Origin of the sequence: Pseudomonas sp. PDM30 (assembly GCF_019218985.1) — a bacterium.
GTDB lineage: Bacteria > Pseudomonadota > Gammaproteobacteria > Pseudomonadales > Pseudomonadaceae > Aquipseudomonas > Aquipseudomonas jessenii.
Genome location: NZ_JAHUWM010000002.1, coordinates 297,219 through 320,806 on the forward strand (window position 1 = coordinate 297,219; position 23,588 = coordinate 320,806).

20 protein-coding genes are annotated in these 23,588 nt (G+C 60.7%); 8 read left to right on the plus strand and 12 right to left on the minus strand.

The annotated features are described in order from the left end of the window. Nucleotides 1-55 precede the first annotated feature (55 nt). A complete protein-coding gene (locus KW840_RS05360; protein ID WP_007975155.1) occupies nucleotides 56-544 on the minus strand; it encodes an Lrp/AsnC ligand binding domain-containing protein in 489 nt (162 codons plus the stop codon). A gap of 157 nt (nucleotides 545-701) precedes the next feature. On the opposite strand from KW840_RS05360, the gene dadA reads away from it, so the two are divergent. The 6 genes from dadA (at nucleotide 702) to KW840_RS05390 (ending at nucleotide 6,979) form a co-directional block, all read left to right on the plus strand. Beyond that, nucleotides 702-2,006, plus strand: coding sequence for a D-amino acid dehydrogenase (dadA, locus tag KW840_RS05365; protein ID WP_218494623.1), 1,305 nt, complete (start codon nucleotides 702-704; stop codon nucleotides 2,004-2,006). After that, a complete protein-coding gene (locus KW840_RS05370; protein WP_218494624.1) occupies nucleotides 1,978-2,331 on the plus strand; it encodes a RidA family protein in 354 nt (117 codons plus the stop codon). Before dadA ends, KW840_RS05370 begins: the two co-directional genes overlap by 29 nt. A gap of 99 nt (nucleotides 2,332-2,430) precedes the next feature. Next, complete coding sequence (gene alr, locus KW840_RS05375) at nucleotides 2,431-3,504, plus strand: alanine racemase (RefSeq protein WP_218494625.1); 1,074 nt, start codon at nucleotides 2,431-2,433, stop codon at nucleotides 3,502-3,504. Between the two features lie 127 nt (nucleotides 3,505-3,631). After that, nucleotides 3,632-4,180, plus strand: a complete 549-nt coding sequence (locus KW840_RS05380; RefSeq protein ID WP_008023455.1) for a cupin domain-containing protein — start codon at nucleotides 3,632-3,634, stop codon at nucleotides 4,178-4,180. Between the two features lie 182 nt (nucleotides 4,181-4,362). Next, nucleotides 4,363-4,785, plus strand: a complete 423-nt coding sequence (locus tag KW840_RS05385; protein ID WP_057712758.1) for a cytochrome c5 family protein — start codon at nucleotides 4,363-4,365, stop codon at nucleotides 4,783-4,785. A 271-nt stretch (nucleotides 4,786-5,056) separates the two neighbouring features. Continuing rightward, nucleotides 5,057-6,979: an acetyl-CoA hydrolase/transferase C-terminal domain-containing protein gene (locus tag KW840_RS05390; protein ID WP_218494626.1), complete on the plus strand. Its 1,923-nt coding sequence runs from the start codon at nucleotides 5,057-5,059 to the stop codon at nucleotides 6,977-6,979. 130 nt (nucleotides 6,980-7,109) lie between these two features. Here the strand turns inward: KW840_RS05390 and KW840_RS05395 are convergent, their stop codons facing one another. Both KW840_RS05395 and rep read right to left on the minus strand, forming a co-directional pair. Then, a complete protein-coding gene (locus KW840_RS05395) occupies nucleotides 7,110-7,682 on the minus strand; it encodes a xanthine phosphoribosyltransferase (protein WP_057712760.1) in 573 nt (190 codons plus the stop codon). A 57-nt stretch (nucleotides 7,683-7,739) separates the two neighbouring features. Further along, entirely contained in the window at nucleotides 7,740-9,749 is a 2,010-nt protein-coding gene (gene rep / locus KW840_RS05400; RefSeq protein WP_007989511.1) for a DNA helicase Rep, read from the minus strand. Between the two features lie 264 nt (nucleotides 9,750-10,013). On the opposite strand from rep, the gene KW840_RS05405 reads away from it, so the two are divergent. Further along, a complete protein-coding gene (locus tag KW840_RS05405) occupies nucleotides 10,014-11,687 on the plus strand; it encodes a bifunctional diguanylate cyclase/phosphodiesterase (protein ID WP_218494627.1) in 1,674 nt (557 codons plus the stop codon). 122 nt (nucleotides 11,688-11,809) lie between these two features. Here the strand turns inward: KW840_RS05405 and KW840_RS05410 are convergent, their stop codons facing one another. Beyond that, on the minus strand, nucleotides 11,810-13,207 hold the full coding sequence (locus tag KW840_RS05410; RefSeq protein ID WP_057716538.1) for a NorM family multidrug efflux MATE transporter: 1,398 nt from the start codon (nucleotides 13,205-13,207) through the stop codon (nucleotides 11,810-11,812). A 158-nt stretch (nucleotides 13,208-13,365) separates the two neighbouring features. Between KW840_RS05410 and KW840_RS05415 the strand changes: the two genes are divergently transcribed. Beyond that, nucleotides 13,366-14,286, plus strand: a complete 921-nt coding sequence (locus KW840_RS05415; RefSeq protein WP_218494628.1) for a LysR substrate-binding domain-containing protein — start codon at nucleotides 13,366-13,368, stop codon at nucleotides 14,284-14,286. Nucleotides 14,287-14,318: 32 nt separating this feature from the next. On the opposite strand, the gene KW840_RS05420 is transcribed toward KW840_RS05415, so the two are convergent. Genes KW840_RS05420 through KW840_RS05455 form a run of 8 tightly spaced genes read right to left on the minus strand, consistent with a single transcriptional unit; the run spans nucleotide 14,319 to nucleotide 23,588 of the window. Further along, nucleotides 14,319-15,782 (minus strand): VWA domain-containing protein, encoded by a 1,464-nt coding sequence (locus KW840_RS05420; RefSeq protein ID WP_218494629.1) that lies wholly within the window; start codon nucleotides 15,780-15,782, stop codon nucleotides 14,319-14,321. A 56-nt stretch (nucleotides 15,783-15,838) separates the two neighbouring features. Then, the gene (locus KW840_RS05425) at nucleotides 15,839-16,345 is read right to left on the minus strand and encodes a hypothetical protein (RefSeq protein WP_218494630.1); all 507 of its coding nucleotides are present in this window, start codon (nucleotides 16,343-16,345) and stop codon (nucleotides 15,839-15,841) included. Between the two features lie 4 nt (nucleotides 16,346-16,349). Continuing rightward, nucleotides 16,350-17,087 (minus strand): hypothetical protein, encoded by a 738-nt coding sequence (locus tag KW840_RS05430; protein ID WP_057712765.1) that lies wholly within the window; start codon nucleotides 17,085-17,087, stop codon nucleotides 16,350-16,352. A gap of 34 nt (nucleotides 17,088-17,121) precedes the next feature. Further along, nucleotides 17,122-18,666 carry an SUMF1/EgtB/PvdO family nonheme iron enzyme gene (locus KW840_RS05435; RefSeq protein WP_154860898.1) on the minus strand — a complete coding sequence of 515 codons (1,545 nt, stop codon included), beginning with the start codon at nucleotides 18,664-18,666 and terminating at the stop codon, nucleotides 17,122-17,124. Continuing rightward, nucleotides 18,656-19,879, minus strand: coding sequence for an ABC transporter permease (locus KW840_RS05440; protein WP_218494631.1), 1,224 nt, complete (start codon nucleotides 19,877-19,879; stop codon nucleotides 18,656-18,658). The genes KW840_RS05435 and KW840_RS05440 overlap by 11 nt, the downstream gene beginning before the upstream one ends. Further along, a complete protein-coding gene (locus KW840_RS05445) occupies nucleotides 19,863-20,564 on the minus strand; it encodes an ABC transporter ATP-binding protein (protein ID WP_218494632.1) in 702 nt (233 codons plus the stop codon). The genes KW840_RS05440 and KW840_RS05445 overlap by 17 nt, the downstream gene beginning before the upstream one ends. 10 nt (nucleotides 20,565-20,574) lie before the next feature. Beyond that, nucleotides 20,575-22,554 (minus strand): vWA domain-containing protein, encoded by a 1,980-nt coding sequence (locus KW840_RS05450; protein ID WP_057716539.1) that lies wholly within the window; start codon nucleotides 22,552-22,554, stop codon nucleotides 20,575-20,577. An 11-nt stretch (nucleotides 22,555-22,565) separates the two neighbouring features. Beyond that, the gene (locus KW840_RS05455; RefSeq protein ID WP_154909803.1) at nucleotides 22,566-23,588 is read right to left on the minus strand and encodes a hypothetical protein; all 1,023 of its coding nucleotides are present in this window, start codon (nucleotides 23,586-23,588) and stop codon (nucleotides 22,566-22,568) included.

Here is a 23,588-nt window from a genome sequence, read left to right on the forward strand (position 1 = left end):
TCATTGTGGGAGCGAGCTTGCTCGCGATGGGGTCGGAACAGACACCGGAAAATCTTCAATCCGGAATCGGCAGAGTCAGGCTCTCTTTCACCTCTTCCATCACGATGTAACTCTTGGACTCGCGCACGTGGGGCAGCTTGAGCAGGATGTCGCCCAGCAATTTGCGGTACGAGGCCATCTCGGAAATCCGCGCCTTCACCAGGTAGTCGAAATCCCCTGACACCAGGTGGCACTCCAGCACATGGGGCAACTTCAGCACCGCACGTCGAAACTCTTCGAAAGTATCGCCGGATTTGTAGTCCAGGCTGATCTCGACGAACACCAGCAGACTACCCTTCAGATGCTGCGGATTGAGCCTGGCGTTGTAGCCCATGATGATCCCTTCGCGCTCCAGACGCCGGACCCGCTCGGTACAGGGCGTGGTCGAGAGCCCGACCTTTTCCCCAAGCTCGGTAAAGGAAATCCGCCCGTCCGCTTGCAGGATCCGCAGGATGTTGCGGTCGATCTTGTCCAGCTCACGTTTGGTCTGAGTGTTGGTACGCATAGGGGATGCGCCTCCGTGAAAAGGGTTTTTGCCGAGAATTGTCGCCAAATATAGGCGCTTATATAGTGAAATGCACTGGCAAATCTTTTTTACACTGCGCACATCTGAAGCTCTGAATAACAAACGTCAGCGGTTAGCCGCGATGAGGGATATGAAAATGCGCGTCATGGTCTTGGGTAGCGGCGTCATCGGTACCACCAGTGCTTATTATCTGGCCCGTGCCGGGTTTGAAGTGGTGGTTGTGGACCGGCAGCCGGCCGCTGCCATGGAGACCAGTTTCGCCAATGCCGGGCAGGTCTCGCCGGGTTATGCTTCGCCGTGGGCCGCGCCGGGCGTGCCGCTCAAGGCCATCAAGTGGCTGTTGCAGCGCCACGCGCCACTGGCGATCAAGGCCACGGCCGACATCGACCAGTACCTGTGGATGGCACAGATGCTGCGCAACTGCACCGCCAGCCGTTACGCGGTGAACAAGGAGCGCATGGTCCGTCTGTCCGAGTACAGCCGTGACTGCCTCGATGAACTGCGTGCCGAAACCGGCATTGCCTACGAAGGCCGTAGCCTCGGTACCACCCAACTGTTCCGCACCCAGGCTCAACTGGACGGCGCCGCGAAAGACATCGCCGTGCTGAAAGAGTCCGGCGTGCCGTTCGAATTGCTCGACCGTGAAGGTATTGCCCGCGTTGAGCCGGCGCTGGCCAGCGTCACTGACATTCTCGCCGGTGCCTTGCGCCTGCCGAACGACCAGACCGGCGACTGCCAGATGTTCACCACCAAGCTCGCCGAGATGGCCGCGAACCTCGGTGTGCAATTCCGTTTCGACCAGGACATTCAGCGCCTCGACTTCGCCGGTGACCGCATCAACGGCGTATGGATCGACGGCAAGCTGGAAACCGCCGACCGCTACGTGTTGGCGCTTGGCAGCTACTCGCCGCAACTGCTCAAACCACTGGGGATCAAGGCGCCGGTGTACCCGCTCAAGGGCTACTCCCTGACCGTGCCGATCACCAACCCGGCAATGGCCCCGACTTCGACCATTCTCGACGAGACCTACAAGGTCGCGATCACCCGTTTTGACAACCGCATCCGCGTTGGCGGCATGGCGGAGATCGCCGGTTTTGACCTGTCGCTGAATCCGCGCCGGCGCGAAACCCTGGAGATGATCGTCAACGACCTTTATCCTCAGGGCGGCAATCTGGCCGAAGCGAGCTTTTGGACCGGCCTGCGCCCGACCACTCCAGATGGCACGCCAATCGTAGGCGCCACACCGTTCAAGAACCTGTTCCTGAACACCGGTCACGGCACGCTCGGCTGGACCATGGCCTGTGGCTCCGGTCGCTTGCTTGCTGACTTGATGGCCAAGAGAAAGCCGCAGATCAGCGCCGAAGGTCTCGATATTTCCCGTTACGGCAACAAAACCCAGGAGTCTGCTAAGCATGTCAGTCCAGCGCCAGCTCACCAATGAGCGCATGAGTCAGATCGTCACCCATAACGGCACGGTTTACCTGGCCGGACAGGTGGGCGACGACATGAACTCCGGGATTGAACAGCAGACCCGTGAAACTCTCGCCAACATCGAGCGGTTGCTCGATCTGGCCGGCACCGACAAGCACAATCTGCTGTCGGTGACGATTTACCTGAAGGACATCGACGCGCATTTCGAAGGCATGAACGCGGTGTGGGACAAGTGGCTGCCAAAAGGCGTCGCTCCCGCCCGAGCCACCGTTGAAGCGAAATTGTGCGAACCGGAAATCCTGGTCGAGTTGTCGGTTGTCGCCGCTCTGCCATAAGCCTGTCAGAAAAGATCCCTCTCCCGGTGCTGTTGGTGGTTAACGCTGTCAGCCAGCACCGGTTTTTCTTCCCGATAACCCGACCAGAAGTCTGCCGCCATGCGTCCTGCCCGTGCCCTGATCGACCTTCAAGCCCTGCGTCACAACTACCGGATCGCCCGTGAACTCACGGGGGCTCGTGCCCTCGCGGTGATCAAGGCCGATGCCTATGGCCATGGCGCGGTGCGTTGCGCCCAGGCGCTGGAAGCCGAGGCGGACGGGTTTGCCGTGGCCTGCATCGAAGAGGCGTTGGAGCTGCGGGCGGCGGGCATTCGTGCGCCGGTCCTGCTGTTGGAAGGCTTTTTCGAAGCCGACGAGCTGGCGCTGATCGTCGAGCATGATTTCTGGTGCGTGGTGCATTCGCTGTGGCAGCTCGAAGCCATCGAAAACGCCGCGTTGAGCAAGCCGATCACCGTGTGGCTGAAGCTCGACTCGGGCATGCATCGCGTGGGGCTGCACCCGACGGATTATCAAGCGGCCTATCAACGGCTGCTGGCCAGCGGCAAGGTCGCGAAAGTGGTGCTGATGAGCCACTTTGCGCGTGCCGATGAACTGCACGAACAGGCCAGCGCGGAGCAGGTGGCAGTATTTGAAGCGGCGCGCAAGGGCTTGTCCGCCGAGGTCAGCCTGCGTAACTCGCCGGCGGTGCTCGGTTGGCCGCAGATACCGAGTGACTGGGTGCGCCCAGGCATCATGCTCTATGGCGCCACGCCGTTCGAAGAGGCCAACGAAGTAGCATCGCGGCTGCAACCGGTCATGACCCTGGAATCGAAGGTGATCAGTGTGCGCGAGTTGCCGGCTGGCGAGCCCGTCGGTTACGGCGCCAAATTCATCACCCCCAAACCGATGCGCATTGGCGTGGTGGCCATGGGTTACGCCGACGGCTACCCACGTCTGGCACCGACCGGCACGCCAGTGCTGGTTGCCGGGCAGCGCAGCCAGTTGATCGGCCGGGTATCGATGGACATGCTCTGTATCGACCTGACCGATGTGCCGCAGGCCGGTCTCGGTTCGACCGTCGAGTTGTGGGGCAAAAACATCCTCGCCAGTGATGTGGCCATGGCTGCCGGCACGATTCCTTACCAGATCTTCTGCAACCTGCGCCGAGTGCCACTGCTCTATTCCGGGGCTTAGTGAGCAGGGCTCCAGACCGGAAGTCGCCTCGCTGAGCAGGATTCAGGTCAAGGTGTTGTAAATACTGAACGCTGTCGCCATGATAACGCTCAATATTCCAACAATCTGAATCCTGGAGGCGCAAGCTTTGGACGTCGGTGAACGACTGCAATCCATCCGTAGGCTCAAAGGCCTTTCCCAGCGTGAGCTCGCCAAACGGGCGGGGGTCACCAACAGCACGATTTCGATGATCGAGAAGAACAGCGTGAGCCCTTCGATCAGTTCGCTGCGCAAGGTGTTGGGCGGGATTCCCATGTCCATGGTCGAGTTCTTTTCCGAAGAAATCCTGCAGGAAAAACCGACCCAGATCGTCTACAAGGCCAACGAGCTGATCGATATTTCCGATGGTGCCGTGACCATGAAGCTGGTCGGTCGGGCGCACCCGAGCCGGGCCATCGCATTCCTCAATGAAATCTATCCGCCAGGCGCCGATACCGGTGACGAGATGCTCACCCATGAGGGCGAGGAAACCGGCATCCTGGTCGAAGGAAAATTGGAACTGGTGGTCGGTCTCGAAACTTTTGTCCTCGAAGCCGGCGATAGCTACTACTTTGAAAGTACCAAGCCACACCGTTTCCGTAATCCGTTCGATGTGCCAGCGCGACTAATCAGCGCAGCCACACCAGCGAATTTCTAAGAAAAGAGGCGTCCTGCCAGCATCGCAGAGGCGCCCGGGCTGTTTTTCCGTCGCGGCCTAAGACCCCTCCGACTTTGGGGTTGTTTCAGTGCGGCGGGCTTACCGCTATACTTGCGCCCGCCTGCGAACCGTGGCCGTAGGCGTGACTAGCCACCATTGAGGGTGAACGCGTGAACCTAATTATGAAAATGCTGGCTGCACCAGCAACCGTATTGGCCCTATGGGCTGTCAGTGTCAGCGCTCAGGCTGCGACCAACGACGATATTGCCAAACGCCTTGAGCCAGTCGGCCAGGTTTGTGTTCAGGGTAAAGAGTGCAAGGGCATGGAAGTGGCCGCTTCCGCTGGCGGCGGTGGTGGTGCGAAAACCCCGGATGAAGTGATTGCAAAGCATTGCAACGCTTGCCACGGTACAGGCCTGTTGGGCGCGCCGAAAGTCGGTGATGCCGCCGCTTGGGGCGAACGTGCCAAGAAAGAAGGTGGTGTTGACGGCTTGCTCGCCAAGGCGATCTCCGGCATCAACGCGATGCCGCCAAAAGGCACCTGCGCCGATTGTGCAGACGCCGAGCTCAAAGGCGCCATCCAGAAGATGTCCGGCCTGAAATAAGGCGCCGCATCGTTCGCAAAAAACCGTCCCAGGACGGTTTTTTTGTGCCTGCAATTCCGCGCTGACCCTTGTAGGAGCGAGCTCGCTCGCGATGGTCGTCAACGATAACGCTGGAAACCTGGCACCCCGCGGTGCTCTCAGGTTCTTCGCGAGCGAGCTCGCTCCTACAAGGTCTTTGTGGCGGCCGATTGGCATTAACGGACTGTTCATTGCAGCAAAGACCCGGCAAGCTCGGTCCAGGCTCAAGTCATGGAAAGCGAGGGGTGATCCGATGGTTCAGCTGTGCTCTATCGAACAGGCAGTCGATGACGTCTTGGCACGGTTGCCGACGCATATCCACATGGGCCTGCCTCTGGGGTTGGGCAAACCCAATCACTTCGTCAACGCGCTGTATCGACGAATCGCACAGTCGCCCGAGCGACGACTGACGATCTACACCGCGTTGTGTCTGGGGCGCCCACCCTTGGGCGATGGTTTGCAAAAGCGATTTCTCGAACCCTTTGTCGAACGGGTGTTCGGCGATTATCCGGAGCTGGAATTTCTCGCCGACCTGCGTCGCGACGGTTTACCGGGCAACATCCACATCCAGCAGTTCTTCATGCAGCCTGGCAGCCTGCTCAACAGTGCTACGGCGCAACAGGATTACGTCAGCAGCAACTACAGCCATGCGGCCCGGGACATCAACACCGCCGGGTTGAATCTGGTGGCGCAACTGGTGGCCAGCCATGCCGAGCATCCCGACCGCTTGAGCCTCAGCTGCAACCCGGACATCACCCTCGACCTATTGCCGATGATCGCCAAGCGCCGCGCCGCCGGAGAAACCATCCTGATGGTCGGCCAAGTACACAACGATCTGCCTTACATGCCCGGCGATGCGGAACTGGGCATCGACACCTTTGACCTGCTGATCGATGAGAAGGACAACACCACGCTGTTTTCCACGCCAAACATGCCGGTGGGCTTTCAGGACCATTTCATCGGCCTGCACGCCAGCACTCTGGTGCGTGACGGCGGCACCTTGCAGATCGGCATCGGTTCCATGGGTGATGCGCTGACGGCGGCGCTGCTGGCGCGGCAAGCCGACAACGACGGATACAGGGCTTTGCTGGCAGACGTAAACCTCAGCCACTGGGCGCAACTGATTGAGCGCGAAGGCGGCATCGAGCCCTTCGCCAAAGGCCTGTATGGCTGCAGCGAAATGTTCGTCAACGGCTTGTTGGTGCTGGCCGATGCCGGGATCGTGCGGCGTAAGGTTTATCCGGACGCGGCGACCCAACAGCAGGCCAATGCCGGCACCCTCGACGAGGCTGCGCAAACCGATGGCATCTCGGTGCATGGCGGATTCTTCCTCGGGCCGCGCAGCTTCTATGAACGCTTGCGTGAGTTGCCGCAGAGCAAGCGGCTTGAATTCAACATGACCCGCATCAGCTACATCAACGAGCTCTACGGCCAGGAAGAACTCAAGCGCTTTCAACGTCTCGATGCGAGGTTCATCAACACCGCGTTCACCGTGACCTTGCTCGGTGCCGCGGTGGCGGATCAGCTCGAAGACGGACGTGTGCTCAGCGGCGTAGGCGGGCAATACAACTTCGTGGTGCAGGGGCATGCGTTGCAAGACGCGCGTTCGGTGTTGCTGCTGCGCAGTTGGCGAGAGTCTGGAGGCGACGTCAGCTCGAACATCGTCTGGGAGTATGGTCACTGCACGATTCCGCGGCATCTGCGGGACATCGTGGTCACCGAGTACGGCATCGCCGACCTGCGGGGCAAGACCGATGCGGCGGTGATTGAAGCACTGTTAAATATCAGCGACTCACGTTTCCAGTCGGGGCTGATCGCGCAGGCACAGAAAGTCGGCAAACTGCCCAAGGACTTCCGTCTCGATCCGCGCTTTACCGATAACAGCCCGCAGCGTTTGCAGGAGATTCAGGCGCGGCATCCGCAGTTGTTTCCAGAGTATCCGCTGGGTTGTGATTTCACCGAGGTTGAGCGGGATGTGTTGCGGGCGCTGAACTGGCTCAAGAGCAAGTTCAAGCTGAGCGAGGTGCTGGAGTTGGGCAAGGCAGCATTGGATGCGCCGGAGCCTGCGTTGTTTCCAGAACATCTGGAGCGGATGCAATTGACCGATCCGGAAGGCCTCAAGGAAGATTTGTTTCAGCGGCTGTTGCTCACGGGCCTCAAGGCGACTGCGCAGTAACTGCCCCCCCCAAAACAACTGTGGGAGCGAGCTTGCTCGCGATAGCGGTGTATCAGTCAACGAAGATGTCGACTGACACTATGCAATCGCGAGCAAGCTCGCTCCCACAGGGGGATGTGCAGTGTGGCCTTTATTCGATGAAGGTTACGACGCCACCGGCCAGCGACTTCACACGCGCCAGGGACTCTACGCGATAACCCTGCGAATCCAGCTCTGCACGGCCGCCCTGGAACGATTTCTCGATCACGATACCCAGGCCTGCCACGGTGGCGCCGGCCTGCTTGATGATCGAAATCAGTGCCTGGGACGCCTTACCGTTGGCCAGGAAGTCATCGATGATCAGCACGCGGTCGCTGCTGGTCAGGTGGCGCGGAGAGATGGCCACGGTGCTTTCGGTCTGCTTGGTGAACGAGTACACGGTCGCCGACAGCAGGTTTTCGGTCAGGGTCAGGGACTGGTGCTTGCGGGCGAAGATCACCGGCACGCCCAGGTTCAGACCGGTCATGATCGCCGGAGCGATGCCCGAGGCTTCGATGGTGACGATCTTGGTGATGCCCGAATCCTTGAACAGCGTGGCGAATTCGTCGCCGATCAGCTTCATCAGGGCCGGGTCGATCTGGTGGTTCAGAAAGGCGTCGACTTTCAGGACCTGGTCGGAAAGCACGATGCCTTCTTCGCGAATTTTCTTGTGCAGGGCTTCCATGAAGCTGTCCTCTGTTGGCGCCTTGTGCGCCCTAAGGTTTTAAAAAAGTGGTCAATTCTAGCGCTTTAACATCGCGCGTATATCCGCCAATGCGTTGTTGCCTCGCACGGCTTTGACTTCGGTCGGTGTGTCGTCGTTGCCTTCCCAGGCCAGGTCGTCCGGCGGCAACTCATCGAGGAAGCGGCTCGGCGCGCAATCGATGATCTCGCCGTACTGCTTGCGCTTGGCGGCGAAGGTGAAGGCCAGGGTCTGGCGCGCACGGGTAATGCCCACATAGGCCAGGCGACGTTCTTCTTCGATGGTGTCGGCTTCGATGCTGGAGCGGTGCGGAAGGATTTCCTCCTCCATGCCCATGATGAACACGTAGGGGAATTCCAGGCCCTTGGACGCATGCAAAGTCATCATCTGCACGCCTTCGGCGCCGTCTTCCTCTTCCTGCTGGCGCTCGAGCATGTCGCGCAGGACGAGTTTGCCGATGGCGTCCTCGACGGTCATCTCGCCTTCTTCGTCTTTTTCCAGGGTGTTCTTCAGCGCCTCGATCAGGAACCAGACGTTACCCATGCGGTAATCGGCGGCCTTGTCGCTGGAGCTGTTGGTGCGCAGCCAGTTCTCGTAGTCGATGTCCATGACCATGCTGCGCAGGGCCGAGATCGGGTCTTCGCCGGCGCACTGCTCGCGCACCCTGTCCATGAAGCGCTTGAAACGCGACAGGCGATCGGTGAAGCGGCTGTCGAGATGCTCGCCCAGGCCGATTTCGTCGGTGGCGGCGTACATCGAGATCTTGCGTTCGGTGGCGTAGTTGCCCAGCTTCTCCAGCGTGGTCGAGCCGATCTCGCGGCGCGGCACGTTGATCACCCGCAGGAAGGCGTTGTCGTCGTCCGGGTTCACGATCAGGCGGAAGTAGGCCATCAGGTCTTTCACTTCCTGACGTCCGAAAAAGCTGTTGCCGCCGGACAGGCGATACGGCACCTGGTGGTGCTGCAACTTCAGCTCGATCAGCTTGGCCTGGTAGTTGCCGCGATACAGGATCGCGAAATCGCTGTACGGGCGGTCGGTGCGCAAGTGCAGGCTGAGGATTTCCATGGCCACGCGCTCGGCTTCGGCGTCCTCGTTGCGGCACCGGATCACGCGGATCTCGTCGCCGTGGCCCATTTCACTCCACAACTGTTTTTCGAATTCGTGGGGGTTGTTCGAGATCAGCACGTTGGCGCAGCGCAGGATGCGGCTGGTGGAGCGATAGTTCTGCTCCAGCATCACCACCTTCAAGGAGGGGTAGTCGTCCTTGAGCAGCATCAGGTTTTCCGGGCGCGCGCCGCGCCAGGCGTAGATCGACTGGTCGTCGTCGCCCACCACGGTGAACTGGTTGCGTTTGCCGATGAGCATTTTCACCAGCAGGTACTGGCTGGCGTTGGTGTCCTGGTATTCATCGACCAGCAGGTAGCGCACCTTGTTCTGCCACTTTTCCAGGATGTCGGCGTGTTCTTCGAACAGCTTCACCGGGAGCAGGATCAGGTCGTCGAAATCCACCGCGTTGAACGCCTTGAGCGTGCGCTGGTAGTGGGTGTAGACGATGGCAGCGGTCTGCTCCTTGGGGTTGCGCGCGTTTTCCAGGGCCTGGGCCGGCAGGATCAGGTCGTTTTTCCAGGCGCCGATCATGTTCTTGATCTCGTCGACGCCGTCGTCGCCCGAGTATTCCTTCTGCATGATGTCGGTCATCAGGGCCTTGACGTCGGTCTCGTCGAAGATCGAGAAGCCCGGTTTGTAGCCCAGCCGCACGTGTTCCTTGCGGATGATGTTCAGGCCCAGGTTGTGGAAGGTGCAGACCGTCAGGCCACGACCTTCGCCGGCGCGCAGCAGGGTGCCGACCCGTTCCTTCATCTCGCGGGCGGCCTTGTTGGTAAAGGTCATGGCGACGATGTACTGGGCGCGGATGCCGCAGTTCTGGATCAGGTGCGCGATTTTGCGCGTGATCACGCTGGTCTTGCCGGAGCCAGCACCGGCGAGCACCAAAAGAGGGCCGCCGACGTAGCTCACGGCTTCTTGCTGCCGGGGATTGAGTCGGGACATAGGTAAATTCAGGAGTCAGTCACGAAATGGGCCGGCATTTTAACAGGCTCAGCGAATTGTGCTGCTCTGTCCGACTTGTGACGTACCACGCTATCTGTAATTGCCGGTTTTGTTACTTTCACGCAGGATGCGCAACGAATTTGCGGCTAATGTTCGTAATTCCGGATACAAAGGTCTCGTTTTGCTCACCGATGTCATTGTCATTGGTCATCGGAACGGCATAATGCCCGTCGCCTACATCTTTGCAGAGTCTAGGGAGCTAGCTTGTCTACGCCTGTCGAACCCTTGCGTTTGCTGCTACTGGCCGAAGAGCCAGCGTGGGCAGCGTTGTTGCGCGAGTGTCTGGCTCCTATGGGGAGCTCGGTCGTGCTCATCAGCGCGCCGAGTTGGGAGTCGGTCAGCAGCCTGTTCGATGACAACCGCAGCGCGGTGTTATTGACCATCCCGCAACTTCAGCCGGCGCCGGGCCGTTGCAGCCTGCCGACGGTGTTGTTGCTCGACCATGAGCCGCTGATCCCGCCCGACGGTGTGAGTGACTGGTTGGTGCGCGATCATCTCGATCCCGGCATGTTGCGCCGTTGCCTACGCCATGTGCGCGAACGTGGCGTTCTGGAAAACACCCTTCAACGTCTGGCCGAGCAAGATCCGCTGACCGGCATCGCTAACCGCCAGGGCTTCCAGACTCTGCTGACGGCGCGCCTGGCGGAAAACGACGGTCGCGGCCTGGCCCTCGGTCATCTCGACCTCGACAACTTTCGTTATGCCAACGACGCCCTCGGCCATCAGGCCGGTGATCGCCTGATCCTGCAAGTGGTGGCGCGGCTCAAGAGTCAGCTTGAGGCCGGCGATCAACTGGCGCGCCTGGGCAGTGATGAATTCGCTCTGCTGATCGACACCCGTCGTGCTCCCCAGCGTGCCGAGTGGATGGCCGAGCGCATCAGCGAAGTACTGGCCGAGCCTTATTGGGTCGATGGCGAAAGCCTGTTGATCGGTTCCAGCCTGGGCATTGCCTACGCCCGGGCCCAGGCCGGTGCGGATCCGCTGATGTGGCATGCGCACATCGCGATGCAGCAGGCCAAAAGCACCCAGGGCTGCACCTTTCACATTTTCAACGAACGCATCAACCGCAATGCCCGCAGCATCGCCGACCTCGAAACCGAGCTGCGTCGGGCACTGCGCCGCGATGAGCTGGAGCTGCATTACCAGCCACGGCTGAACCTCGAAGACGGGCAGATCGTCGGCCTCGAAGCTTTGGTGCGTTGGCGGCATGCCGAGCGCGGCTTGCTTCCACCGAGTGAATTCGTGCCGCTGGCTGAGCAAAGCGGTCTGATTGTCCCGCTGGGCTACTGGGTGATTTCTCGGGCCTTGCGCGACATGCAGGCGCTGCTTGAGCTGGGTTTGCCACCGTTGCACATGGCGATCAACCTGTCATTCCGGCAGTTCCAGGACAGCCAGTTGCTTTCGACCCTCAGTCGCCTGATTGCCGAGCGCGGTGTCGAGGCGCAGTGGCTGGAGTTCGAACTGACCGAAACCGCCGTGATGCGTCGCAGTGATCTGGTCAAGCAGACCATGGACGCCCTCGGGCGCCTCGGTGTGCGCTTCTCCCTCGACGACTTCGGCACCGGGTTCTCGTCGTTCGTGCACCTCAACAGCCTGCCGATCACCTTGCTGAAGATCGACAAGAGCTTTGTCGGCGGCATGGAGCAGCGTGAGGAAAACCGAAAGCTGGTCCACGCGATGATCAACCTGGCGCACAACCTCAACCTCGAGGTGGTCGCCGAAGGTGTGGAGACGCCGGAGCAACTGGAGCTGCTGCGTGGGTTTGAATGCGATCAGGTACAGGGGTATTTGATCAGCAGGCCATTGCCGCTGGCCGAACTGGTGGAGTATCTGACGTTTGGCAGCAATCAGCAGCCGATGCTGGAAATCGTGGGCTGAGGTTGCCACAGAGCCTTGTAGGAGCGAGCTTGCTCGCGATAAACCTGAGAACGCCGCGGGGCACCTGCCAACCAGTGTTATCGTTGACGACCATCGCGAGCGAGCTTGCTCCTACAGGGGGCTCAGTCAGGCTGAGCAACCTCGAAACGCTGCACTGACGTCGTGTCGCGCTTGATCATCCGCTTCATCTTCCACTCAAATCCCAGCGTCAGGCTCACCGCCGCACACGCCAGCCCCAGCGCCAGGCCCCACCAGACGCCCGTTGGCCCCCAGTCCAGGTGGAACGCCATCCACCACGCCGCCGGTGCGCCAATCAGCCAATAGCAACCCAGGCCGACCAGGAAAGTGGTCTTGGCATCCTTGAGTCCGCGGATGCAGCCCATGGCAATGGTTTGCGTGCCGTCGAACAGTTCGAACCATGCCGCCACCGCCAACAGGCTCACGGCAAGGTTGATGACATCGCGAAACGCCGGGTCGTTGTGGTCGAGAAACAAACCGACCAACTGGTTTGGCAATAGCCAGAAGACCATGGCGAAACACAGCATCGCCGCTGCCCCGAAGGCAATGCCGACCCGCCCGGCCAGCCGCGCATCCAGCAATTGCCCGGCACCGTAGTGCTGGCCGATGCGCATGGTGATCGCATAAGAAATCCCCGCCGGGACCATGAACGCCACCGAAACGATTTGCAGGGCAATCTGATGAGCCCCCAGCTGCGTGCTGCCCATGGTGCCCATGCACAGCGCGGCGAAGGCAAACAGCCCGACTTCCACCGCGTAGGTGCCGCCAATCGGCAGGCCCAGACGCCACAGCTCCTTCAGGTACTGGCGGTTCAGCCGCGACAGGCCCTGGCGCAGCGGATAGGCCTCATAAGCCGGATGCCGGCGAATGTGCCACGCCAGCGCAAGTGCCATCAGGTTGGCGACAATCGCCGTGACCAGCCCGATGCCCGTCAGCCCCAGTTTCGGCAGGCCGAACATGCCGGTAATCAGCGCATAGTTGAGCAGGAAGTTGGCGACCGTACCGCCAACACTGATGACCATCACTGGCGTTGCACGGCCAATGGCGCTGGTGAACCCGCGCAGGGCCATGAAGCTCAGGTAGCCGGGCAGGGCGAACGGCAGGAAGATCAAAAACTGCCCGGCTGCGTTGACGTTGCTTTCAGTCTGGCCGAACAGCAGCAGCACCGGTTTGAGGTTCCACAACAGCAAACCGGCGACCAGCGCCATCAGCCACGCCAGCCACAACCCGGCCTGGGTCAGTCGAGTGGCCCCGACAATATCGCCGGCACCCTGACGGATCGCCACCAGGGTGCCGACCGCCGCAATCACGCCGATGCAGAAAATCGACACGAACGAATAGGTCGCCGCACCGAGCCCGCCACCGGCCAGGGCCTCGGGACTCAGGCGCGCCATCATCAGGGTGTCGGTGAGGACCATCAGCATGTGCGCCAACTGCGAGGCAATCAACGGCCCCGCCAGCCGCAGGATGGCCCAGAGTTCAGTACGTGCTGGATGCTGCATGGTCATCACGCTCGATTATCAAAGGGAACAGGAAAGCACCGATTCTCGGCGCTCTGCACGGTTTTCACAAAGGGATAAAAAGGATGGATAGCATGATTCAAACTCATGCTGGAGAGTTTCTGCTAGGGTAGGCGAACCCCGCAGTAGGAGCTTTCCCAATGTCCCGTCGTCTTCCTCCCTTGTATGCCCTGCGCGCATTCGAAGCGGCGGCGCGGCACAGTTCGTTTACCCGCGCGGCCGAAGAGCTGTCGATTACCCAAAGTGCGGTCAGCCGGCATATTCGTACGCTCGAAGAGCATTTTGCCTGCCGCTTGTTTCATCGCAGTGGGCGCAACCTGCAACTGACCGAGTCGGCCCGTTTGCTGTTGCCGGGCATTCGCGAAGGCTTCACCGCCCTGGAGCGGGCCTGCAATACCTTGCGCGCCGAAGACGACATCCTGCGCATGAAAGCTCCGTCGACCCTGACCATGCGTTGGTTGCTGGCGCGCCTCAGCCGCTTCCGTCATCTGCAGCCGGGCAACGAAGTGCAATTGACCAGTGCCTGGATGGACGTCGACTCAGTGGATTTCAATGACGAACCGTTCGACTGTGCCGTCATCCTCAGCAATGGGCATTTTCCACCGGACTGGGAGGCGACTCTCCTGTTCCCCGAAGAGCTGATTCCGGTGGGCGCGCCGAATCTTCTGAAGGATCAACCATGGGACGTCGCGCGCCTGGCCAGTACCGAGCTGCTGCACCCGACACCGGACCGCCGTGACTGGCGCAACTGGCTGGAGCGCATGGGCCTGACCGATCAGGTCTCGCTCAAGGGCGGTCAGGTGTTCGACACGCTGGAACTGGGCATGATTGCAGCCGCCCGTGGCTACGGCGTGTCCATGGGCGATTTGCTGATGGTCGCGGAGGATGTCGCGCAGGGACGTCTGAGTTTGCCGTGGCCGACAGCCGTCGCCAGCGGTGAGAATTATTTCCTGGTCTGGCCAAAAACCCGCCCCGGAGGCGAGCGTTTGCGCCGCCTCAGCGATTTTCTTTTGGGTGAGGTTCGGGCCATGGAGTTACCGGCGGTCAAGCACCTGAGTTGAATCATCGCAGGCAAGTCGGATCAGTCCCCAAGCTAATCGCACTTGGCATTGCTGGATACTTCCTTGCTCGCCTGTTTCAACAGGTTACCCAACTCAGCCGCATTGGTGCTGTTGTAAACCCGACCTCCGGTGTTTTCAGCGATACAGCGTGACGGGCCGCCAGCACCGATTTTCACCACGTTGACCCGCAGGCGCGGTTGTTCCCTGGCGATTTGACGGGATACCGCGCAAACGTCCTGCCCGCAACCGTCTTCTCCGTCGACGAACATCACGATAACCGCATCGTTATTGCGCCCGTCGACGGTACTCGCCGCGTGGGCCAGGCTGTCGGCCAGCGGTGTGCCGTCGTCGGGAACCAGGCCTCGAATCCCGTTGATCAGCCGCGGGCGGTCGCCGAACTTGAACAAACCCTGGTCCGGTGTTCTTTCGCAGCCGGCGAAGGTGATCAGGCGTGTGTCGATCTTCGGGTCCAGCCCGTTGATCATGCCGGCCAGCGAGTCCTTGGCGACGTCCATGCGGCTGGGTTTGGCGGTAAGCCGCATGGTGCGGTTCGGGTCCAGGAGCTTGTTGATGTCAGGACCGAAGAACCAGTCCTCGTCGGATTTCACTGACTTGATGTTCAAATCCATCGAACCCGAGGTGTCGAGCACCACCACGAACTGCGGGACCTCTGACTTCGGCGCTGTTTTGCGGCATGCGAAGTTGTCCAGCGTCGGGGCGGGTGGCGGGGCAGCCACTACCGGTTTTGGTGGTGGAACCGGTTTGGGTGGCGGGGTCGGCTTGGGTTCCGGTGCCGGTGCCGGCTTTGGTGGCGGGACCGGCTTGGGTTCCGCTACCGGCTCTGGCGTGGGTTCTGGTGCCGGAACAGGTTTCGGTTCCGGTTCCACGACAGGCTCGGGGACAGGTTCAACCGGTTTCTCAACAGGCGTCACTACCGGTGCCACAGGCGCTACAGGCGGAACCACGACAACCGGCTCACGGTGCAGGAACCACCAGAGCCAGAGCGCCAGAAGCAGCAACAGCAGCGCGAGCAAGGCTGCCGCGATCCACCAGCCACGACGCGACGGCGGTAGGACGGGCACCACTGGCGGCACGATCGGTTTGGGCGGACGCTGGTTCCACCGCACCACCAAAGGCTCACCGTTGAGGCTGTAGAGTTTGTCCAGCTCAGGCGTACCGAGCAGGCTGCGCAGGTCATTCGCTTCCGTCGTTTGACCGCGTTTTTGCAGTTCATCCGCCAGCTGTCCGAGGGACGTCTGACGCACTTCATAGGTTTCCAGCAAACGTCGTTGCGCGTCCTCGTTGAGATCGGCATAAGGCGTGGGTTGGCCACCCAGTTCGGTCCACCATTCCAGCACGTCGCCGCTGCCCATCCGCGGGATAGCAAACAGACTGGCGACGGTCGGCGGAAAGTGTTTCTGGATGAGGGCGACTTTGGCTTGCAGCGCACTCATCCCCTCCGATGTGGCTTGCGCATCCCTGATGACCCGCTGCATGACGACGATTCCTGAAAAAGTGCAGGCATCCATCGGGACGCTTGCGGGGTGAAAAGTTACTCTTCGTAGCCGAGGCTGAATTGCAGCTGATTGACCTTCTTCTGCAACGTTTTCAGCTCTTGCTGCTTGGCCGCGAGTGTTGCGGGTGTTGATTTGGCCGTTGGCGCCGATTGCGAAGCCTTGAGCTGCTTCTCGAGGTCGGCAATCTGCTTCTGCACCTGGGCCTCATTGCCACGCCGAGCCTTGAGCGAGGTCAGCAGTTGCGCCAGCGACTGATTCAGCGCCGCCTGGGATTTCTGCTGGCTGGCCAGATCGGTCTTGGTGCTGAGCTGCTGGGCCTGAATGTTCTCGTACACCTGACGGAACATTGCGTTTTGCTGTCGGGACTCGCTCAGGGCCAGTTCCTTCTGCTTGACCTGATCGCTGTAACCACCGGAGTAGTCACAGTTCATCTTGGTCAGCATGCTGCTGTCGCGATTGGTTGCATCGCATTCGCCGGGCTGGGTCGCGCAACCGCTCAGGGCCAGGACGGCAGTGATGACCATTAGTTGTCGTAGCGTCATGTGCTTAACCCAGGGTGATTGCGGAGCGTTGGCTGTACAGAGCGTCGACTTCCTTCTGCAGGCTGACGACTTTCTGGTTCATTCTCTGAATGTTCATGTCCACCTGTCGGATCTCGGCGCTGGTGCCTTGCGAACGCTCGGCGTCTGCCACTTTTCTGTACTCGGTGACCTTGGTACGCATGTTGGCAAGGTCTTTGCGCAGGCGTGCGATGTCCGAGTCGATCCCGGCGATTTGCGCCTGAGCCCTGCTCTTGTCGACTTTCTTGTTGGCGATGTCCTTTTTGATCTGGGCAATTTGCGCATTGTCATCATTGATCACTTGCTGAGCGGTCGCAGTCCGGGCGATCACGTTCTGCGTGTCTTGTTCGACGTCGCTGTTCATCTTCGCCAAGCGGGTGGTGGTGTCGGCGTATTGGGCGCGACGTTGATCCAGGTAATAGTTCGCACCCATGGCCACGCCACACGCGGTAATACCGGCGGCGATGACGCACACGGTTTTGTTGCTGCTGTTGGACAGCGCGCAAGCGAGGATGCCGACACCGGCGCCGACGGCGCAGGCCTGGTAACCGGACTTGCTGAAGAACTCTGCGTCATTGCCCTGGGTCAGGCGCGGGTCGGCACCGTCGCCTTCGCCTTCGCCCAACATGGAGCTGCCGGTGTTGGCGCAACCGCTCATTAGCAGGCTGCCGGCGACTACGAAAGCGATCTGTAGCTTGAAGCGAGTCCAAAGGCTGCGCGACATGGTGAAACTCCTACGTAACGGTGTTGACGCGTTGTTATTGAGTGACGGTTTTGCAGCTGGTCAGCCAGGCTTCAGTGTCGATTTTCTGCTTTTGCAGGAACGCCTTCTGATTGGCCCAGTGGGTGCGCAAGTAAGGTTTGAGGTCTTGCAGCTGTTTGTTGCGGGTGATGATTTCTTCCATCACCGGGACTTGCGATTCAAGCAGTGGCTGGCCGTACAAGGTAGCCGATTCCACCAGGCTGCTGGCGTAGTAGCGGCTGAGTTTGTGCAGGCGATCCTTTTGCTCGTTGAGCTTGCCTTTACGCATGTCGCAACTGGCATCTTTGTCTGCGCTTTCGCAGTTGAGCTTGTAGTTCTTTTGCAGGAAGTCGACGTACTGGCCGTCGTCGAGCATCTTGGTGCACAGGAACGCACCCAGGTTGAGGCTGGCGCGGATCGCCTGGTCGCGGGTTTCTTCCTGCTGCTGGTTGCTGGCGCGCAGCTGGTTCTCCAGGGCCTGGAGCTTTTCCTTGAGCGCTTTGTCTTCGACACCCGAGGCGAGGCTGTTCAGCGATTGTACGGTGCCTTTGTCGGCGGATTCGGTTTCCTTGCTGCCGGTGCCGAGTTTCTTCCAGCTGCTTTCGATGCTGGCGACCCGTTCGCGAGAGGTTAGGGTCGGGGAGACCAGCACCAGTCGCAGGCCGGTGGTCTTGTTTTTCACCTGGCCTTCGGCGTTGTAATACGGCTCTTCCTTACGCAATGCCGTACGCAGGTCGGCCTGGGCGGTCAGGTAGTTGCCGCCACGGACGACATAGCCGCCGGCCTGACCGTGCTGGCGGTCGAGTTTGTTCAGGCGAAACGGCTCGAACATCATTTCGTCGACGTTACCGAGCATGTCATGCAGGCCCAGCGGGTTGGGCTTTTGCAGGCCGGTCAATTGCACTTTGCCGTTGGACGATTGCGCCCCGGCGAACCACTCGTAGGCGTTGATGCCTTCTGGCATCGGGTAGTGCGTGTCGCGGAATTCAGCAGCACCGACTTCCAGCCCGCCGCGCGCGGCGAACTCCCACTCGACCTCGGTCGGCAGGCGCAGGAATCCCAGGGCGCCGTCTTCCTTTGGCAGCTTGCCGGCGGCGTTTTTGCGCAGCCACAGGTTGTACTTGTCGGCGGCGTCGATGGCTTGCACCCAGCTCACCGCCGTTTGCGGCAAGCGCATTTTGGTGGCAGCGGTGGGGCAGGTCGCTTCGGTCAGCGCGGCGTATTGCAACTGACTCATCTCGTACTTGGCCATCAGGTAGTAGCGGGACTTGTCGTTCCTGGCCCCGGTAAAACTGCCGGCGATAAAGGTCGGGCGGGTCTGCTCGACATAGCCGTATTCCGCGCCGTCCTGACCGATGTTGATCGGGTAGTCATCCAAGGGACCTGCGACCGGAATGAACACTTTGCGAAACACCATCGAACCTTCGCAGGGCATCGGCAGCACGACGTCGCCAGCCTCGGGCATCGGGTTGTAATACTTCTCTTCCCAGCCCGCCGCCGAGGCGTCGAGCAAGTAGCCGAGGCTCAGGGGTAACAGCAAGCCAAAACGTTTATAGCTCACGCAGACTCTCCGCAGGTTGGATGTTGATGGCTCTCAGCGCGCCGATCATGGCCACCAGGGCAGCGACCAGAAAGGTCAGGAGCAGGGCGGCAACGCCGTGCCAGACCGTGATGTGGCAAACGAAGGTACCGGTGGCCTGGCTGCTGCCGAGCAGGGAGTCGAACAAATGACTGCCCACGGTATAAAACCCCAGCCCGCCCACGTAGCCGACCAAACTCAGCACCAGCGCTTGCAGGACCACGAAACCGCCGACGGACCTGCGCTTGAAGCCCAGCAGACGCAGGACCGCCAGGCTTTTGCGTTTACGGTCTATGTTGGCCAGGAACGCGCCAACCATGGACGCCACGCAGCCGATCAGTGCCGCCATGGCGATCACACCGAAGATCAACCCCAGCACATGGTTGATGGCTTTGACGTTGTCGATGTCGGCCAGTCGGCTCGACGTTTCGATGTGTTGTTCGTTGAGCCAGTGTTCCAGCGGCGCGACCTGGTCGATGTCGCGCGCATACACGCGGGCGCGGGCATACAGCGGTTGTAGATTCCCCTGAGGCTTGCCGGTGGTAACGCCGAACTCACTGACCTGATAACCGTCGCGAAAGCGCTCCAGATCCAGTAACAGCGGCGGGGCGACGAACCCGGCCGCGCGACCGAAGCGGGCACCGTCGAGCACGGCCAGTACCGTCAGCGTCATCTCGCCGCGTTCATTGACACCTTCCAGGCGGCGCAAGGCCCGTAGCTGCACGCTGTCGCCGGCCTTGGCCTGCAAGCGTTGCGCTGCGCTGGCGCTGAGGATCACCTGATTGCCGACGGGGTTGAGGGACGCCAGATTCAGCTGTGGGTCGCCGGGCTCGGTGGCGATGATTTCCGCGCCTTCGACAAAGCGTTGCATGCCGATCAGCAGGTCCGCCTGGGTATTGAGCGAGCGGGTCTGGCCGAGGGCAAAGCCGGTCTCGGGGCGCAGGCGCAAACGCTCGATCCAGGCTGCGTCGTAGTTACCGTTGCTGAGCATCTTCACTTCAAGGTTGCGCGGGTCGCGCAGCAGTTCGTCCTGCAGCTGGCTGACCACCCCGTGTTTGAGCCCGAACAGCAACAACAACGGCGCGATCACCGCCACCAGGGAAGCGGCGATACACAGCGAGACCTTGCGGTCGTGCCAGAGGTCTTGCAGTGCCAGTGAGCCCAGCAGGCGCAAGCGATCAGTCCATCGGTTCAAACAGAGTCTCTCCCAGATGGTTGATAGCACCGAGTCGCGGCAACCCGAAATCCTTCAGCAGGGCCCAGTCATGGGATACAACGAGCGCACTCAGGCCCATGCTCGACACCAGGCTCAGGAGTAACTCAAACAATCGCCGGGCACTGTGAGGGTCGAGCGCGGCGGTCGGCTCGTCGGCCAACAGCAGCAGCGGTTCATGGGCAATTGCCCGAACGCAGGCGACGCGCTGGCGCTCGCCAATCGACAAGGCCTGGGGTTGTTTGTCCAACAAGCCTTGCAGGCGCAATACGTCAACGGCGTGGTCGATGTGATCGCTCTTCGCCTGCATCCCGAGCAAACGGCGCGGCAGGTTGATGTTGTCTCTCACGCTCAGGAACGGCAGCAAGCCGCCGCTCTGCAAAATGAATCCCAAGTGCCGTGAACGCACCGCTGCAAGCGCAGGCTGATCGTCAGTGGCCAGCAGTTGGGCGATATCCTGAGCGTGCGTCGGGCCCAGCCGGAAGCGCTCGAGTTCTACCGGTGCGAGCAACAGACCGATGGCTTCGAGTAACGTGCTTTTGCCGCTGCCGCTCTCACCCGTGACGGCGAGGATTTCTCCGGCGCCGATCCGCAGGTGCGGCAGTCGCACGTGATGAGCCTGTGCGCCTTCTCCACGGCGCACCAGCAGATTCTTGATTTCGAGCATCGGCGTCTCGTCAGGGCATCATTTCCAGCGGGACGGGGTAGACGTTGTCCCGCGCATCGCTGTCTTTGGCTAAGGCTACCCAACGGTCGACATCGGCGTTGTAACGCTGGTAATGCCGCAGTTTGGTGTTCAGCGTGCGGATGAATTTTTCTTGTGCCAGACCATCCCAGCTCTTCCAGGTCTCTTCATCCAGGTTCAGCACTTCACTCTGATAAGGCAGGTCTTCAAGGTATTCACCGAGCACGCCCATGTCCGCCAGTTTGGCGTTGCTGTTCTGTTTGAGCTGATTGGGATCGGCGCCCATGGTCGCCGCCACCGAGCGCAGGCGATTGAACATGTCCGTTGGCGAAATCAGGCCCTCGTTGGCGGCATCGAGAATCTGCTTCATCACGTCGCTCAAGTCGCTGAGCTGTGACTTGGTCAGCAGCACCCGCACGTCGGTGGTCGGAATGTTCTGCTTGATCAGGTCGCGGTCGGTGATCCATGCCTTGAACACTGGCGGGGCCTTGCTGTTGGTCCTCTCGCCGAGATAGGCGAGTTGCATGGCGTGGCCGATCAGCGCCGCGTCTTCGAGCATTTTTTTCTCGGCCGGGTCCTGCTTGGCGTTCGCCGCGCTGCCGATGGCGTCTTCGCCCATGTAGGCGGCTTTGACTTGTGTAGTGATCGCTGCGGCCAGTGTGTCGACCTTGCGCCCGAATTCTTGCACATCGCCTGCGTTTACCGGGTAGTACAGCGAAGTGTTGGTACCCGGGTAGGTCGACAGATTCCGGTATTGCGCCTCGGCCTTGGCATGGTCCTTGGCACCGGCCGGGGTTTTCAGGTGCAGCGTGTAAATCGCCACACCCGGGTTGGCGGCTTCGATACGTACCTGTGCAGCGCTCAAGCCGGTCTTCGACAGCTTGTCGTCGCCTTCGATGGCGCCCGCATCGGTGATCAGCACCACGTAGCGTGCGCCGAACTGGCTCCAGTCGACCTTGTCGATGCTCTCCATGACCCCGGCAAACGAGTCTTCATCGAAGCTGCTGCTCGACACGTTAGCCTGTTTGAGGTCTTTGATCCTGGCGAAAAAGTCGGCGCTGTCTTTCACCTTGGTAGGGTCGGCGTACATCTTGGTGGTGTATTCCAGCCCCGGTACTGCCTGGGTGTTGGAGCGGAAAGCCACCAGGCCGAACTTGACCTGCTTACCGAGGTTCTGCGCTTCGATCTTCTGGTAAACCTTGCGGATCGCCTCGCGGGTGCGGTCGATATAGGGGTCCATCGAGATCGTCGAGTCGATGACAAATACCACGGCCGCGCTGAATTCCTTCAGCTGGTTGGCCTTTTTCTCTTCGGCTTCCTTGCTGCCGGCAGGGCTGTTTGCAGCCCCGCCCTTGGCGTTCTTGTCATCCGGCTTGCTGACGGAGGCCACATTGAGCAGGCGCGTGCGGAAACCGCTTTCGGTCATGACTTCTTCGCCACTGAGCACCGGCAGCAGGTAGAACTGCTTTTGCAGGTCGACGAAGTATTCAGGTTCTTCAGCCAGTACGCCCGGTGCTTGCAGGCCCTTTTTCAGCGTGGCCCGCAGCGGCGCGACTTTGCTGACCGGGTCCGGTGCATCGAGGATGCCTTCGACGGTGGCGCGGTCCTTGAAGAACAGCAGCCGGTCGCGGTTGGCCGGGTTAGTGAAGGCCAGCGTCAGCTGCATCTTCCAGTCGGTGGTGCAGCTGGCAGGCAGCCAGCCAATGGTTTTGCCATAACTGTCGGGACCGACTTTCAGCCATTCGGCATTGTTCGCTTGCGCACGTTCGTACACATAGAAGCGGCTGAAGACCGGTTGTGCTTCACCTTCGGCACCGCCCGCCGTCGAGCTGATTTTGCAGCCCGGTGTGGTCAGCACGCGTTGGAACAGGGTCTTTTTACCGGCCTGGATCAGCGGTTTGTCATCGGCCTGGGACAGTGGGCTGATGCACAGCGCGAGCAAGGCGGCACCGCTCAGCAGGAGTCGACTCATGGGTGAACGCATCACTTCTGCAACTCCTCGAAACGCTGCTTGGCTTCGGCATTGTTCGGGTCCTGGGTGAGGATGGTTTCATACCAGTAGGCGGCGGTGGCGTTGTCCGCAGCCGGGAAGCACTCGCTGGCCTTCAGGTATTTAGGGTCGTATTCACGGGCATAGGCGTTGGCGATCAGCACGTCACCAGCCTGGGCACGGTTGGCGTACAGGCGCTGGGCGACGCCGCAGTGTTTACTGGCCTTGGCCTGGTCGATGATCTCCAACAACCTGGCACTGTCGGGTGCCGCCTTGATGCAGGTCTGGACGAAGGTCAACTCGGGCAGGCTGTTCATACTGTCGAGGGTGCAGGCTTGAGCATTGGCGCCGGCAGGTGCGCTGGCAGTGGCTGCAACCGCAGGCGCTGGGGTGCGTTTGTAGAACCAGAATCCGGCGCCCGCCGCCAGCAACAACACCACAATCAACAGGCCGATCAGACCTTTGTTGCTTTTCTTCACCGGTGCGGGAGGCGGCGTATAGGCGCGCTCGGTGAGTACCGATTCCAACTCCACTTCTGGCTCGGCGGTGGACAGGGTCAGTTCAGGCAAATCCGGGATCTCCGGGATCTCCGGTGCCGGTGCGCTCGGCGCCGTCAGTTCGGCACCGCCGTAAGTCGAGCGTGTCTGGCCGCCGGCCGTGGACGGCAGCAAGCCGACGCCTGGCCGAACCACGCCTTTGTCGGCGTGGCCTTGGCTCTGTTCACGCAGTTCGATCTGGAATTGCGAGTTGGCGCCGCCTTCCAGCAGTGGGTCAACCACGTCCGGTCCGACCTGGGTTTCCAAAGCTTCGCCGTTGGCCGCGAGGTTGAAACGCGAGACCTTGAACCAGAATGGATTGTTGCTCCAGGCCTTGTGGTCCTGAAGGTAAAAACCGTCCTGGTTGCGCTGAATGGAAAACTCCAGCTGTTCCTCGTCACCCTGCCATTTCTTCACAGTGAGGCGAGCCTGGCCAGGCACATTGGGCTCTAACGCGAGCAGGTCGACACGAATTGGCAT